General features: G+C 36.3%; 17 protein-coding genes, 1 pseudogene and 2 riboswitches. Of the genes and pseudogenes, 13 read left to right on the top strand and 5 right to left on the bottom strand.

The window, feature by feature from the left end; all coding sequences use genetic code 11:
• Positions 1 to 101: 101 nt before the first annotated feature.
• The 6 genes from ACQCPR_RS19650 (at position 102) to thiW (ending at position 4,167) form a co-directional block, all read left to right on the top strand.
• Positions 102 to 323, top strand: coding sequence for a DUF1540 domain-containing protein (locus tag ACQCPR_RS19650; protein WP_090567473.1), 222 nt, complete (start codon positions 102 to 104; stop codon positions 321 to 323).
• 231 nt (positions 324 to 554) lie between these two features.
• Positions 555 to 657: riboswitch (TPP riboswitch) on the top strand.
• 87 nt (positions 658 to 744) lie between these two features.
• A complete protein-coding gene (gene tenA, locus ACQCPR_RS19645; RefSeq protein WP_427137851.1) occupies positions 745 to 1,428 on the top strand; it encodes a thiaminase II in 684 nt (227 codons plus the stop codon).
• Complete coding sequence (thiM, locus tag ACQCPR_RS19640) at positions 1,356 to 2,189, top strand: hydroxyethylthiazole kinase (protein WP_427137850.1); 834 nt, start codon at positions 1,356 to 1,358, stop codon at positions 2,187 to 2,189. Before tenA ends, thiM begins: the two co-directional genes overlap by 73 nt.
• A gap of 23 nt (positions 2,190 to 2,212) precedes the next feature.
• A complete protein-coding gene (thiD, locus tag ACQCPR_RS19635) occupies positions 2,213 to 3,046 on the top strand; it encodes a bifunctional hydroxymethylpyrimidine kinase/phosphomethylpyrimidine kinase (protein ID WP_269921997.1) in 834 nt (277 codons plus the stop codon).
• Positions 2,994 to 3,677 carry a thiamine phosphate synthase gene (gene thiE, locus ACQCPR_RS19630; protein ID WP_340931023.1) on the top strand — a complete coding sequence of 228 codons (684 nt, stop codon included), beginning with the start codon at positions 2,994 to 2,996 and terminating at the stop codon, positions 3,675 to 3,677. The genes thiD and thiE overlap by 53 nt, the downstream gene beginning before the upstream one ends.
• 1 nt (position 3,678) lies before the next feature.
• On the top strand, positions 3,679 to 4,167 hold the full coding sequence (thiW, locus tag ACQCPR_RS19625) for an energy coupling factor transporter S component ThiW (RefSeq protein WP_427137849.1): 489 nt from the start codon (positions 3,679 to 3,681) through the stop codon (positions 4,165 to 4,167).
• A 141-nt stretch (positions 4,168 to 4,308) separates the two neighbouring features.
• Here the strand turns inward: thiW and ACQCPR_RS19620 are convergent, their stop codons facing one another.
• Positions 4,309 to 4,842 carry an ECF transporter S component gene (locus ACQCPR_RS19620; protein ID WP_093495519.1) on the bottom strand — a complete coding sequence of 178 codons (534 nt, stop codon included), beginning with the start codon at positions 4,840 to 4,842 and terminating at the stop codon, positions 4,309 to 4,311.
• A 360-nt stretch (positions 4,843 to 5,202) separates the two neighbouring features.
• Here ACQCPR_RS19620 and ACQCPR_RS19615 point away from each other — a divergent pair, with 360 nt between their 5' ends.
• The gene (locus ACQCPR_RS19615) at positions 5,203 to 6,033 is read left to right on the top strand and encodes a hypothetical protein (protein WP_427137848.1); all 831 of its coding nucleotides are present in this window, start codon (positions 5,203 to 5,205) and stop codon (positions 6,031 to 6,033) included.
• Positions 6,034 to 6,100: 67 nt separating this feature from the next.
• Here ACQCPR_RS19615 and ACQCPR_RS19610 read toward each other — a convergent pair whose 3' ends face one another.
• Complete coding sequence (locus ACQCPR_RS19610) at positions 6,101 to 7,291, bottom strand: M14 family metallopeptidase (RefSeq protein ID WP_427137847.1); 1,191 nt, start codon at positions 7,289 to 7,291, stop codon at positions 6,101 to 6,103.
• Positions 7,292 to 7,506: 215 nt separating this feature from the next.
• On the opposite strand from ACQCPR_RS19610, the gene ACQCPR_RS19605 reads away from it, so the two are divergent.
• On the top strand, positions 7,507 to 8,052 hold the full coding sequence (locus ACQCPR_RS19605; protein WP_427138968.1) for a bifunctional transcriptional activator/DNA repair enzyme AdaA: 546 nt from the start codon (positions 7,507 to 7,509) through the stop codon (positions 8,050 to 8,052).
• Positions 8,045 to 8,533: a methylated-DNA--[protein]-cysteine S-methyltransferase gene (locus ACQCPR_RS19600; RefSeq protein WP_090567501.1), complete on the top strand. Its 489-nt coding sequence runs from the start codon at positions 8,045 to 8,047 to the stop codon at positions 8,531 to 8,533. Before ACQCPR_RS19605 ends, ACQCPR_RS19600 begins: the two co-directional genes overlap by 8 nt.
• Positions 8,534 to 8,836: 303 nt before the next feature.
• Here ACQCPR_RS19600 and pgeF read toward each other — a convergent pair whose 3' ends face one another.
• On the bottom strand, positions 8,837 to 9,598 hold the full coding sequence (gene pgeF, locus ACQCPR_RS19595) for a peptidoglycan editing factor PgeF (RefSeq protein ID WP_427137846.1): 762 nt from the start codon (positions 9,596 to 9,598) through the stop codon (positions 8,837 to 8,839).
• A gap of 137 nt (positions 9,599 to 9,735) precedes the next feature.
• On the opposite strand from pgeF, the gene ACQCPR_RS19590 reads away from it, so the two are divergent.
• The 3 genes and pseudogenes from ACQCPR_RS19590 to ACQCPR_RS19580 all read left to right on the top strand — a co-directional run.
• Entirely contained in the window at positions 9,736 to 10,998 is a 1,263-nt protein-coding gene (locus ACQCPR_RS19590; RefSeq protein WP_427137845.1) for an ATP-binding protein, read from the top strand.
• Between the two features lie 10 nt (positions 10,999 to 11,008).
• The gene (locus ACQCPR_RS19585; RefSeq protein WP_090567509.1) at positions 11,009 to 11,887 is read left to right on the top strand and encodes a response regulator; all 879 of its coding nucleotides are present in this window, start codon (positions 11,009 to 11,011) and stop codon (positions 11,885 to 11,887) included.
• A gap of 82 nt (positions 11,888 to 11,969) precedes the next feature.
• A pseudogene (locus tag ACQCPR_RS19580) lies at positions 11,970 to 12,093 on the top strand (glutamate:protein symporter); the annotation flags it as partial.
• A gap of 137 nt (positions 12,094 to 12,230) precedes the next feature.
• Here the strand turns inward: ACQCPR_RS19580 and ACQCPR_RS19575 are convergent.
• Both ACQCPR_RS19575 and ACQCPR_RS19570 read right to left on the bottom strand, forming a co-directional pair.
• Entirely contained in the window at positions 12,231 to 12,362 is a 132-nt protein-coding gene (locus ACQCPR_RS19575) for a hypothetical protein (protein ID WP_276517597.1), read from the bottom strand.
• Between the two features lies 1 nt (position 12,363).
• Positions 12,364 to 13,668: a tetratricopeptide repeat protein gene (locus tag ACQCPR_RS19570; RefSeq protein ID WP_427137844.1), complete on the bottom strand. Its 1,305-nt coding sequence runs from the start codon at positions 13,666 to 13,668 to the stop codon at positions 12,364 to 12,366.
• A 449-nt stretch (positions 13,669 to 14,117) separates the two neighbouring features.
• On the opposite strand from ACQCPR_RS19570, the gene ACQCPR_RS19565 reads away from it, so the two are divergent.
• Positions 14,118 to 14,282, top strand: a complete 165-nt coding sequence (locus tag ACQCPR_RS19565; protein WP_090567515.1) for a YvrJ family protein — start codon at positions 14,118 to 14,120, stop codon at positions 14,280 to 14,282.
• 616 nt (positions 14,283 to 14,898) lie between these two features.
• Positions 14,899 to 15,082, top strand: a riboswitch (Lysine riboswitch).
• Positions 15,083 to 15,088: the final 6 nt, after the last annotated feature.

Raw genomic sequence — 15,088 nt, 5'->3', positions numbered from 1 at the left:
AGAAAACATCTTATATAAATTAAAAACGTTGAATTGGACAAGATAATCTATGAGGAGTACATTTTTGTACTTCTCAATAAATCTCAATGAGGAGGACAGTCATGCCAAATGTAGAAGTGAAATGTACTGTATCAAATTGTATTTTCCATGCAAAAGGAAATGTTTGTGGAGCAGAAAAAATTGAAATAGATATGGATTACCATGCAAACCACAATAATACAGAGTTTGCTTCTGAATTTGATTACCGCACTATTTCTGAGGAAGCAGGTCATTCTGCAGATACGTGCTGTAAAACATTCAAACCTGAAGAAGACCGAAAATAGTGTTATATAATTTAATAATACTAAAATGGGTGCGAACCAATTAGGTTAGATATAGGCAATGCTGGAGTACACATTGAGGGTGAGGGACTAAAGAGAAAATTCTTTAGTCCCTTTTAAGATTTGTAATTCGGAAAAGGTGTACTCTACAAAATTGGTAAACTCGTAAAAATTTTCTGGAATTTTTGAATAATTTTTTCTTTTATGCTATAGTAATTTTGACAAAAGAATATCGCTATCCACTAGGGGAGCCGTTTAACGGCTGAGACAAGCAGAGCTTGGACCCTTTGAACCTGATCTGGATCATACCAGCGGAGGGAAGTGGGCGAACGTATGCTTATTTTTATTTTCTTCTGCTTACTAATCGCCGCTTTCCTTTTCTGGAAAGCGGTGTTTTTATTTGCCAAAAAGGAGATGGAGAAAAATGACATTTTGCAAAGAAGTAAGGAATGAGTGCAATGATTTATGGGAAGCGAGTTTCGACCATCCGTTTGTGAAAGGGATAGAGGAAGGAACATTGCCACTTGATGTGTTCAAGTATTACGTCATGCAAGACGCCTATTATTTAACACATTTTGCAAAAGTTCAGGCAATCGGAGCGGTAAAAGCTACGGATTTGGAGACAACGAAAAGATTTGCATACCATTCTGAACAAACCTGCGCCGCAGAAATGGCTTTGCATGAATCGTTTATGGAATTGCTTAATGTAAAGGAAACGGACTGGGCTACGTTTGAGCCGTCTCCAACTGCATATTCATATGTTTCTCATATGTACCGATCAGCAGAAGGAGATCTTGCAGATGTGTTAGCTACAATTCTCCCATGCTACTGGCTTTATTATGAAATAGGTGAACGATTGAAAGAAGCAACTCCAAAACATCCCATTTATCAAAAATGGATTGCAACATATGGATCTGAATGGTTCAAGGAGCTTGTTAATGAACAGATTATCCGAATGGATCACCTCGCAGAGAATTTACCTGAAAAACGGCGACAAGAATTGAAAGATCGATTTCGTAGGAGCAGCTATTATGAATGGAATTTTTGGGAACAGGCATGGACGATGGAAACTTGGTCAGTAAATGTCTCGAGCAAGGCGGAGGTGTAACTATGCTTGCATCATTACGTACAAAACGGCCAATAGTCCATTGTATTACTAATCACGTCGTTTCAAATTTCCAAGCAAACGGGCTATTAGCACTCGGAGCTTCTCCAATTATGGGAGAAGCATACGAAGAGGTAGAGGAACTTGCCGTGTTAGCTGATGCCTTGTCGCTTAATATAGGGACTTTAAATAAACTTACTTTAAGCAGTATGCTCTTAGCAGGGAAAACTGCAAACAGTAAGGGCATTCCAATCGTTTTGGATCCTGTGGGAGCAGGTGCAACTGCCTTCCGATTATCGGCTATCCGTCAGTTGATAGAAGATGTTAACATTACCGTCCTTCGTTGCAATGCCGGGGAACTGGCAGCACTTGCCGGTGTTGAATGGCAGGCAAAAGGCGTTGATGCTGGAGAGGGAAATGTAGATGTCGTCGAACTTGCAAAGCAGATGGCACGGAAATATAAGTTGATCGTTGCGGTAACTGGTGAAATTGATGTTGTAACTGACGGTGAAGACGTGGAGGAGATTCCTTATGGTACACCACTTATGTCGTTTGTGACTGGAATGGGATGTCTTTTAAGTGGCGTGGTGGCAGCGTTTTTGGCTACATCGCCAGGTCAACCTATGGTTGCTACTGTAGAGGCACTACGCTTTTATGCAATGTGCGGAGAAAAAGTAGCTCCACATTCACAAGAGCCGGGCAGCTTCCAGATTGCTTTTCTGGATGGATTGGCATCAAAGCCACAAGGAAATTATGATAATTGAATCCGTTTAGGGGAGGTTGCGATATGGGAAATATCAAACAAGTTTTGACTATTGCAGGATCTGATTCTGGAGGCGGAGCTGGAATTCAAGCAGATATCAAAACATTCCAGGAGCTTGGGGTTTATTCAACTTCAGTTATTACAGCAGTGACAGCTCAGAATACACTTGGTCTAACCGGTATTTACCCGATGGATAGAACCGCAGTAGAAAAACAACTGAAGGCTATAGGCACAGATTTTCAGATTTCCGCATTAAAAACAGGAATGCTATTCAATGCGGACATTATTGAAGAAGCAGCCCGAGGAATAAAGAAGTACGGATGGCAGAACGTCATCGTCGATCCGGTCATGATTGCAAAAGGGGGAGCTTCTCTTTTACAGCAGGAAGCGGTAGATGCGTTGATGAATTGTTTGCTGAGGCTAGCCACAGTTGTAACGCCAAATATTCCAGAAGCTGAAGTCTTAAGTGGCTTGGAAATCCATGATTCTGTTTCCAGGCTAAGAGCGGCAAAGTGGATCTTAGCGACAGGAGCCGAGGCAGTGGTGATAAAAGGTGGACATGGTACAGACACAAACTTTACAGAGGATTTTTATCTGCACCGGAATGGCGACACATTAACAATGCGCTCACCACGGATTCATACTAACCATACGCATGGAACTGGTTGCACTTTCTCAGCCGCATTGACAGCAGAATTGGCTAAAGGAAATCCGTTGCAAAAATCCTTATATACAGCAAAACAGTTTATACAGGCAGCTATTTCCCATCCTCTAAATATCGGTGCTGGGCATGGACCTACGAATCATGCAGCATATCATAAATTCGGCACTAAGGAGGAGGTGCAGCTTGTTCAGTAAACCTGCTATTTATTTTATTATGGGCACTGCCAACGTCAAAGGAAAAGAGCCACTTGTGCTTCTTGAACAAGCACTTCTTGGAGGAATCAGTCTTTTCCAGTTGAGGGAAAAAGGGCCCTTTGCGTTAAAAGGAGATGCATTGAGAAGATTTGCTTTGGAATGCAAGAAGCTCTGTAATACTCATCGGGTGCCTTTCATCGTAAACGATGACGTCGAGCTAGCATGTATGATTGGAGCTGACGGGGTCCATGTTGGGCAGGAGGATCTTGACTGCGCGTCGGTCCGTTCTCGTATTGGAGAAGGGAAAATCATTGGTGTTTCGGTCCATTCTATGGAGGAAGCGAAAATCGCAGTTAAAGAGGGAGCTGATTACCTGGGAGTAGGTCCAGTTTACGAAACCCAATCGAAACATGATGCCAAGGCACCAGCTGGAGTTAATAGAATCATGGAGATTTCTCAGCTGTTCTCAGAAATCCCTGTTGTAGGTATTGGTGGGATTACACCAGATAACGCAAGAGCTGTTTGGAAAGCAGGAGCAGCGGGTGTTGCGGTGATTTCAGCTTTGGCAGAGGCTAAAGATATTGCGATGCAAATAAACAAATTCAAGGCTTCAAGCGAAAGGAGAAGGTAGTATGAAGTCCAAGCAGCTTGTGCTTATGGCGATGTTTGTCGCCATAGCAGTTGCCGGTTCCGCTTTCGTGTACCTTCCCACTGGAATAGCACGCGCCTATCCAGTTCAGCATGCTATCAATGTCATGGCAGCGGTGTTTTTCGGCCCAGTGCCAGCGGTAATAATTGCTTTTCTGACTGGTGCTGTACGAGTACTAACAGGAACAGGGTCGCTATTAGCATTTCCTGGTGGGATGATCGGGGCATTTTTGGCAGGAATTCTTTACATTCATTCAGGAAGATTATGGCTTGCAGCCGCTGGAGAAATTATTGGTACCGGAATCATAGCGTCAGTAGTGGCGATACCATATGCACGGATACTAATGGGAACAGAAGCAGCTTTCTTTTTCTTTATGCCGGCATTTCTGGTGTCGAGTATTAGCGGCTCCTTGCTAGGTGTCCTTTTAATGTATAAATTAAGGAAAATGAAAACGAATAATGTTCTGTATTAAAGCATTTCTTATTCATTATCAAGAACGTTCATTAGCATAGCCAAAACAAAAAGGAAAATGCTATAAAATGCATTTTCCTTTTTTGTGTAATTTAATAATCATAACAAGTAACTATTTATACTGTTGCACTGCTTTTAAAAATTATTTAAAATATGGAATTTTTTTCAGTACTACACAAATGGGAATGGCTACACAGAGTCCCACAACATTTTGTACGATGTTTCCAGGGATAGAGGCTGCTGGTAATATCCAACTACTAAATAGAACCGCTTCGCAAATGTAATAACCACCTAACATAAAAGGAATCGAAATAATCGTTGCGAATAGATTGAGTGCGAAACTACTTCCGTTCCGCCCGTTCGACCAAGCAATTTTCCCCACTATATATCCTTGTAGGCCGCGAGTTAAAATAGTGAAAGGTGCCCATAATGTCCAACCTGATACTAAGTCAAATAACCCCATCCCAACTGCACCAGCAATAGCACCTTTTTTAGGACCAAATAAAATAGAAGAGATAAAGAGTACTGCTGTCCCAAGGTGAACTAAACCACCATTTGCCGTGATAGGTAATTTAATATTTAACAAGATTGTAGCAACGAAGACTAGTGCTATTAACATAGACGTAATAATTAAATCGAAAGTACGTGCCTGGGAATAACTTGTTGTTTTTTGCATAGTTTAAACCTTCCTTTTCAAATCATTTATAAGAGTTAATGATTACATTAGCAAGGAATTGATGTTTTTAAAAGTATCAATTTAACGAAAATTGTAGTGGTCAGTTTGTGGGGGAATCCCGAGAATAATACGTTTTTCTATACGTTTGCGAATAATAGGGGGTTGTATTTATTATTGACATTACATAATAGGAGGACTTTTAAAGATCTTATCGAATTTGAATTAAGAGGTATCTCCGAGTTAACAACTCCAGATGTCTAAATTATTATAATTAAAAAAATTGAAAAATTCTAATAGTAGTTGAAAGTGAGATTCTAGATACATGATACAATTTAATAATCCAACAACTGTAAAAAGGGAGTGAAAAATATTATTAGTAAAGCAGCTCCTTATATATTTTTAATTGGTCTTTTCTGTATTGTGTTGGATGGACTTTGGATTGTGGAGAGATATGATTCAAAGGTTGCCTACACATTAGAGGCATTTATCTATCTGATCTTTGGAATATGTTTGACCTGTATATCTATATTGTTTTTCAATAAAAATCTTAATAAGGAAGAGGTAAAGGAGAGTCCTGGGAATGAAAAAGATAATCGTATATATATTCGAAAAGTATGGGAGAAAAGGGAGAAACTTGGAAACAGGTTAATCGTTGTGCTCGTAATCATTTTAATAATTATTTATATTGTTAATCCTGTAGTAGCCTTTCGGTTACTGCAACCAATATTATTCTGTGGAATTATTTTAAGTGCTTTTCTATACATCATGTACCATTATGATGGTGAAATGGCAGATGAAGAGAATCTTAAACCAAAAAGCGATAAAATCCGAAGGCTTATGGATTTAATAGATTATAGAACCCATTTCTTTAGTCTGTCCTTGGCTCTGTTTATAATGATTATATTCTCTTATTTATTATCGCAGGAGTTTGGATATACCTTAGCCTTTGAAGTAAGCGGTAATCCTCGGTATGTTATGACTTTACAATCTGGTGTATTTTGCTTATCGGGAATTATCTTTTATTGTGCGTTCCTCTATATCATTCATCACAGCGATTTTTTCGGAATTCGTCAGGCAAACCAGAGTTATTATAAGGTGTTATTAATTCATTTTATGGAAATTATCATTGTGGGAGTAACTTTCTTTATATGGTTAATAGCTCTATTTGGCGCATTGCTCACGAGTTTTTAAGTCAACCAAATAAAGCCGTAAAAAGGTGTTAGAGATCAGCACCTCCTTCCGGCTTTGTCTTTAGGTTTTATACATACAGTCCTGCTAAGAATATTCCCAATGCTTCTTCATAGATTTCGTCAAATTGAGAGAGTGGCAGCGGATTTGTTCCTGTGCCAAGTTCGACTGTAAAGCCAGGTCTGCGCCAATCCTGGATAAACCAATCCTTATAGCCAGCGTAGCTATCAATGGTCTGTACAGGCTCGTATCCACTGACTCTACTAAACTCAGCTACCATTGCTTCAGACTCTGGTGGTTCGAGGTTATCAAATCCCCAATAAATAACTTTTCCTTGTGTGTGAAATGCTAATACTCTTGCAAAATCACGTCTCTTTGTTAAGTCAGCGATTGCAATTGATTCTGGTTCCGATAATGGGCTTTCTCCACCATAATCTCTAGGACCCGGAGATTTGGGATTTCGTGCTCTTTCTAAATCCCATTTCGCAGGAAATTGATCATTTAAATCAACTCCACGAATATTGGCTTTCCATCCAGAAAAATCAGAGCTGCCATCGTTCCATTCAATTACTCTACTTCTCCAAGGGCTTTCCTCAGGAATACCATTTAGTACAAGATCCACTCCATCAGGATTAACCATTGGAACTATGGACAAGGAAGTTTGTAAATACAACGGAAATGTACCAAGCCCTCGAATAGGAGTTTGGTTAGTTACCGATAATGCGTAATCATTTAAAAAAGTTAATAGAACAGGTGTCGTAATCCATTCATTCGCATGAAAAGAAGCATTGTAATGGACTCTTTTTTCTCCACTACCTATTAAGATTTCGGGTATTTGTCGATTTACAACTGAAGTACCAATGGAGGATTCCTGTAAGAATGGATAAACAGTTTGTAATTGCCTAATGTTATTTATCATCGTACTGTAATCATAATTTTGTTTTCCGTTCACAATTCTCCATGTAACTCTTACAGGAACTTTTATTGTCTGTCCGATTTGTAGACGTGTTGGATTGAGAGTAGGGTTGACGAGAAGAAGTGCATCTAGCGGAAGATTTCTACTACTAGCAATAGCCCATAAGGAGTCCCCAGATACAATTTTATAATCTATAGTAACGTGTCCTGGAATTCGAATACGCACACCTACCGAAAGTATTTGTGGATTAATATCTCGGTTAGAATCAATAATAAGTTTAAAAGGAATCTTGAATAATTGGCTATAATACCAAACCGAGTCCCCGGATCTAACGTATACATCCATGTCGTTCCCACCTTTCGATAAAAAACTAATCATAAAAGTATATGAAACTAATCCCCAAAAAGTGAGGAGTGAGTACGAAGGTCTAGTCATTCTTCCGACCATAAGAGCAAGAATGAGGTCGCGGTATTATAGAACTATTGATAGAATGAATTACAAGATATCAAAAAAGGACGGTGCATATTTTGACGGATACCATTCATTTTTCCTTCGAGGAAATGTGGGAGAAAATTATTGCCTGCGATCGAGTATATGATGGTTTATTTTATACCGCAGTAAAAACGACAAAAATATATTGCCGTCCTTCCTGCAGATCGAGAAAGCCAAAGATGAAAAACGTTGAATTTTATCAGGATATTCAAGAAGTTGAAAAAGCGGGATATCGTGCGTGTAAAAGGTGTAAACCAGAGGTAGAACACTCGCCTAATATAGAAGTTGTACAAGATGTTATTAGCTTCTTAGTCAATCATTATAAACAAAAGCTAGAGTTACAGCATATTGCAAATCATGTTGGAATAAGTCCGTATTATTTGGAACGATTATTTAAAGAGGAAACTAGGGAAACACCGCGTAGCTATTTAGAAAAAATCCGAATTGATAAAGCGATCTATCTATTGAAAAATACCGACTTAACTAACTTGGAGATTTGCTATGAAACTGGGTTTCAAAGTCCTTCAAATTTTTATAAAATTTTTCGGTGTTTACAAAACTGCTCTCCAAGTGAGTATAGAAAACAATCAGGTAAGGATGAGTTAGATGGATAAATTATATACAATAGACTACAAGTCACCAATTGGAATTTTAGAGATAATAGGGACAGATCAAGCCATAAATTCTATTCTGTTTGTAGAAAGAGAAGAAATGGAAAATAAGGTGCAGGAGGAGACTCCTCAAGTCCTAAAGGATTGTCTAGTTCAAATAGATGAGTACTTTAAAGGGGAGCTTCATGAATTTACATTTCCTTATGTAATGAATGGGACAATATTCCAACAATCTGTATGGAATGCCCTAAAAAGTATCTCCTATGCCAAAACTGGGTCCTATAAAGATATTGCAATCTCAATAGGAAATGAAAAAGCTATACGAGCGGTAGGAAGTGCAAATGGTAGGAACAAGTTAACTATCGTAGTACCTTGTCATCGAATAATTGGGACAAATGGAAAGTTAACAGGCTATGCCGGAGGACTTTGGAGAAAAGAATGGTTACTTCAGCATGAGCAGAAGGTTAAAAATAAGAGGTTTTAAAAGAAAACTGGGAATAAGTAAAAGCACATCGACATGGATGTGCTCTCAGCTTGACGACAAAAGTATTTTTATAAACAGCGGAAGACACCTTAGGAAAGACATTGGTCGAACTTTGTTTGACCAATGTCTTTGCGACGAGTAACCGCAGGAGCATATGTTTTCGCAGTGACGAGGAGGCTGAAGCCAAGCCCACGGAAAGCGAAGTGGTGGTCCTTGCCGATTTTAGTATACAACTCTATGCACCAAAAATTGAGTTTGTCTACAGTCTGAAAGCACATCGAAATCGATGTGCTTTTTAGATGACTACTCTTTTCTCACAATAAAGCTCAAATGCCGTCCGGTTTGTTTATCCTCTCGATAAGAGAATCCATCTGGGCTTGTGAATGTGCAGGTAGGATCAATCGTAATTTGTTCAGAGGGGATTCCAGCGAGTTCGCATTGCTTTTTCACGGTCAACTGATTGTCAATATGATATTTATTAGTAGATTCCTTATAATACATAAAGTCATTGGCATAGCCCAAGTTGTCAAATTTTATATAGACATCTTCATTGACTTCGAATTTCTCTTGGCTTAGTGCAGCTCCTATTTGAACGTGGAAGTCACTTGGATTACAATTTTCCACCTCTTTTAAGTGTTTCAACAACTTGGGGGTAACTTCTTTAATAGTTCCTTGCCAACCCGAATGAATGACACCAATAAGACCATTCATCTTATTGTAAAAGATAACTGGAACACAATCCGCAGTAAAGCTAGATAGAACAATATTTGGTTCAAAAGTATACAAGGCATCAGTATCGGCTATAGCTGTATCTTTAGTTATGGCCCCACGCCCTTTGTCTGTCAATCCTACTCGATGAAAATGAGCACTATGAGTTTGATTGGCACATACGAAATTATCGATCTTACTAGATAAAGAAGTGGCTAATTTTTTTCGGTTTTCTAGAACGTGCTCTGGATTTATACATACATGTAGAGCCATATTGCCTTGTTCTAATTCATCTCTATCCTTCATTGTCATCCCTGCAATTATCTTTTTATTGTTCACATACATTTTTATCTTCATATTATCACCTAATTTCACTATATATTAGTATGTTTTGAAAGTATAGAAAATACAACGTTCCTTATGTGCCCATCGTTTATAGTTGACCTTAAAATGTTATACTCATACTATTAAATACATCCATACGGGAGAGTTTTATGTTTTTTAAGCGACATCATCAATTAGCCTCCAATAAATGGAGTGCTTTGATTATAACAATTTTAGTCACTGTAATTGCTAGTGAGTTTAAAGTTATTCCTTTTAATGGAGAGGATTTCCGTTTTGGTTTAGGGAGTGCTGCTTTTTTCTTTCTTCTGTTAATATTTCAACCAGCTTCGATTATCTTCACTGGTTTTTTAACAGGAGTTGCTGTTGTGGTAGTACGAATCGGAGAAGATATGTTATTTACTAGTAATCCTTTTTGGTGGGTTCTCGAAAATCATTTGCCAGCATTTTTGTTTTATTTTCTATTTGCAGTTGGTTTAAGTGTTATACCATTAGATCGATTTAAAACTGCACCTCTTTTACTAGGTGCGATTGCTACAGCACTTGAGTTTACGGCGAATAGTATGGAGTATTTTGTTCGTTATTTATTATTAAATCATGTGAGTTTTGAGTTTCGAGAATGGGTATTACTCGCATTAGTAGCCATTTTTCGAAGCTATTTTGTAGTGGGCTTATATAGTTCAATTACAATAATGGAACATAACAAGCGTATGCGGGAGATGCTGAAGGTTGGCTCAAATCTATACGCAGAAACACTCTATTTACAGAAATCGATGAATCATATTGAACAAATTACTGCATCTAGCTATGATTTATATCGTCAGCTAAAAAAACATGAATATCATTCTTTAAGTGTCCAAGCACTTCATATTGCACAGGAAATACATGAGGTGAAAAAGGATTCACAACGTATTTTGGCGGGAATGGAGAAAATTACAAAGACAAAAAGGGGAGAGTATTACTTTCTCTCAGAGGTACTCGAACTTGTTATTCATGCCAATGAAAAATATAGTGAATTGCTAAAAAAGCAAGTTACCATTCATTCTGCTATTTCAATTGATTTTGAAACAGAGAAGCAAGTTCCATTATTGGCATTATTGAATAATGTGGTTGCGAATGCAGTGGAAGCAATTTTCATTAACGGAGAAATTAATATAAATGTGTATGAGGAGTCTCAAAATATATGGTTTGTTATTCGAGATACTGGCGAAGGTATCTCACTGGAAGATCAAGCAATTGTATTTGAACCAGGCTATACGACTAAGTTTAATGATCAGGGAGTAGCTGCAACAGGTATTGGGTTATCCCACACTCAAGAAATTGTACATATATTGGAAGGGAATATACTAATTGAATCTCTTGAAACTGGTGTTGTTTTCAACATTAATATTCCAACAAAAAACTTAAGAAGGTGAGGGAGGAACACTGCGCTATTATATTGTAGATGATGATGCGGCTAGCAGATTGATGCTTAAAAAAATCATAACAGAGGGAGAGTTGGGGTTAGTTATTGGCGAAGCGGAAAATGGGGTGGAATGTATATCACCCATTCTCACAACAGAACCAGATGTTGTTCTAATCGATTTTCTAATGCCCAAATTAGATGGACTTGAAACGATTGAACAATTGAAAAACAGGGGATATAAAGGGCAATTCATAATGATTTCTCAAGTCGTCAATAAAGAGATGGTAGGAGAAGCATATATAAAAGGTATTGAATTTTTTATACATAAGCCCATTAATCGTGTTGAGGTTCAGAGTATATTAACGAAAATAACAGAACAATTTCAATTGAAGGATTCTTTATTGGCAATAAAAGATTCCTTAGCAAATATCGTTCCATTAAAACCAGTGCTAAAAAAGCAAAGTGTTAGAGAGATTGTTAGCTCAAAGCTAAGCGGCATGGGGATAGTGGGTGAAATAGGAAGTAATGATCTAATCTCAATAGTGGAAATACTTATTCAGCAAAATAATCCTTTAAATACATTTCCATCCTTAAAAGATATATATGAATCGCTTGCCATGAAACAGGACTCGGAGGATATTAAAAAAGAAATGAAGGCGATTGAACAGCGACTACGAAGAACGATATTATTAGCTATGCAACACTTAGCTACACTTGGGGCAATTGACTATACCACTCCGGAATTTGAACATTACGCACCACGATATTTCGATTTTCAAGAAATTCGAAAGTTATCAATAGAAATAGTTGAGGATAAGTTAAACTCTTCTAAAGTAAAGGTAAATATTAAAAAATTTCTTCAAGCACTTTATTTAGAAGTACTTGAAAATTATAAATAGACTTATCATTAAGTTGTTTCCGTAAATATTTAAGTGATTGCAGCAGGAGTAATGCCTCCAATTATTTTCTTCTCAATATTATTTATTTGGATTAGGAATCGCAGCAATCGGTGATAAAGGAAAGTCTGTTCTAGCTTTCTTCAAGTACCACCGATGGAGAGTTCTGGGTCACAAACCTTATTACGAAATTTGCGCTATTTGGGGTAAAGGAAGCTCAACATAATAACTGTAAACAATAAAACCGGCTATCTATTTGGATGGCCGGTTCTTAAATCTCTGCTTAGCTTTCGAGTGGATAGTTCCAGCAACGAATTGACCACTTGAGCTCGTCGAGCAGCTAATTTTAAATATAAGAATTCCCTATAGACGTTGGTCTTGGTGTTTCTTCTTCACTAATGTGTTTAATATTGGTAGTAAAGCTTAAAGCCAAGATGACAACACTTGATAGGGTTAGCAAGATAATCTTCTTTTTCATCTTATAAATCCTCCCATCTATTAATAAATTTTTGTTTAAATAGAATCTGATTTGATTTTTGATAATATAAACTCGCCGCTTTAAATTTATTATGTTTAAAAAAGTAATCTGCTAGTAATATGGAATACTTTTGAACATGTCGTTCATCCTGTTCCTTTTCGAAATAATTTATAGCTTCCTTTAATACATTTTCAAGTTCATCATTAAAATTGTGGTAATTTATATAAATTTGTAAGTGAAAATAATAGGAACTATTTTCTTTGTTAGAGTTTTTTCCCCCCACTATTTTATCTAAGCCTTTCTTACACCATTTGAGAACCTGTTCATGATCAGACTGCTTGGAGTACTCTTTTACAATGGATAGAATGGTTAATAAATACCCTTCAGCGTTACAATCTTCTTCTTTAATTTTTAAACTAAGCTTATAAAACTCAATTGCTTTTTCATGGCTCCCCTGAATTGCATGCAATGAACCTAGATTTTGATAAATCACCTCCTCATAATTAATCAGTTTATAATCTTTTGCCAGCTTCATCGCTAAATTATAGTTCTTTTCTGCTTCTTCATACTTTCTCATTTTTTTATGTGCAATTCCTATCACAATGTAATTATCAATTGCTCTTTCGAATAAAAGATTGTCCTTATAATAAAGTAATGATTTTGAAGCGAAATTGATTGCGTTAAAAAACTCATTGCATTTAAAGTACGTTAAACTTAGGATATTATAAAAATCAGCTATTTCCCATTCTTCATTTTTACCATTATTTATAAATCTTAAAGACATCTCCAATCGACTTAATGCTTCTTGATAATTTCCATCCAAATAACTATAAAGTCCTAAGTTTAGATTAATGATAAACTTTTGTTTCTCGTCCATACCATCTCTTATTTTTGCAATTACGTTATAGGTGGATTGCAGGCTATCCTCCTTGTCATCAAGTATTAATAGGAGACGAAATAGATAAAGGTGATAACTATAATAATTATTTAGTTGTAAAAAATATTGATTTTTATTAGTGTATTTTTGCAAGGATTCTCTTATAAATTTTTTGTCCCTTTTTAAAACTCCCATTTTGTACAGTTCAGATAACGATGCAATAACTTTATTTTCCTTTTCACTGGATACTTGATCTATTTCTATATTTAGTTTTTTAAGTAAAAACGTTATTACTTCGTCACTTGGAATAGTTAAATTATTTTCTATTTTGCTTAAGTAGGATGTAGAGCAGATTCCCTTGGCCAATGTGGTTTGTTTCATACTTTGGTTTAATCTTTCCGATTTTATTATATGACCTATACTACTCATTTTCTTCACCCCTTATGAATTAGTAATGTACTAATTCTTGAAAAAAACAAAATATCCTTTTTCAATCGTTCGACTTGAAACGACTGATACTTGGTAGAAAAGCATAATAAGTAGTAGAAGGGTGTAGAATATAGGGTTTTTACTTATCCAATTTTTATTAAAATATAGTAAAATTTCATTAAATTATGAAATTAGTTTTAGATATGTATTAATAATCTGAGATAGTAGAGCGTGTTTCCCAACTTATAGTTATTCTAAAAATACTAAATATTTAGTATAATATGATAAATATCAATTAATTTAATCCAAGGTGATTTTGGAATTAACTAGATGGATGATTTTCCTCTTCTCGGACAAGTCAGCTCATTAGAATACAATTCGAAGGGGTTTACTCAACAGGTATATCAACGCTTAAGGAATGGTAAAAATTAAAGAAAGGGGGATAACGCATGATTGGCGAGGGAAACATTGTACAACTAATTGGAAACTTTGGATTTCCCATTGTAGTCACTATTTACTTATTGCATCGATTTGAAAATAAAATAGACGCTCTAGAAAATACCATTCACAATATAGCAAATGTTGTTAACAATAGCATAGAAAAAAGAAAGTAACTTGTAACATGGATGAAATTGATATCCTGTTGATTATATAAATTGCTAGAGAAAAAACTCATTTTTAAGAATGGAAGTTAAGCTTATTTTCACTCTGAACCTACGGTTTTCTTTAACGAAAATGACAGAAGTGAAAAGTAATCCATCCCGAGTGGCTAACTCAAAAAATGGATTACTTTTTTCATGTAAATCATAATATAATTTTTTAGTTTATTTTCCACAATTACTCCTACTTTTTGGTTATCCCCCTATTGACGATTTAACTTACCGAATAGTTTACGTAAGCCCACAATCCAAAATTAATTATTCTTATGCAGTAGAAATCTTGTCTTGTTTCAAGAAGGATAGTACCGATAAGTTTATCCATAGGAACTAATTGAATCCAAAACTAGATAGTCCTATCCGAACTCCAGATAAGTAAATAACAACTATGGAAATGTTTATCGATTTGATTCTTTTTAGAAGAATCATTAGCAGTATCTTTACTCTAAAATTGGTATATCTGATCATGTAGCTATTAATCTCAACGTATAAATAGTTTTTTCGAGAGTCAGTTGACAGATAAGTATGTCTAATGTAGACTATGAAACATAATTGAATACGACCTCACTTAGTATAGTGAGGTAGAGGCGCGATATTTAACAGTCCATAGTGGAGTTTGAGAAGCTATGATTCTATGGAGAAGGAAATGTCGCCGAAGTTAGTAATATTTCTCGGTATTACTTGCTGGGTCTGCAGTTAATAATTGCAGGACTGTCCATTATAAACATCCCGGTTTATAATGGTGTGCTATCTCATTTGGGAAA

It is taken from the genome of Psychrobacillus psychrodurans, assembly GCF_050209195.1.
GTDB classification, from domain to species: Bacteria; Bacillota; Bacilli; order Bacillales_A; family Planococcaceae; genus Psychrobacillus; species Psychrobacillus psychrodurans.
The sequence above is the reverse complement of the archived record's forward strand: the minus strand, read 5'-3'. Positions and strand labels throughout refer to the sequence as shown.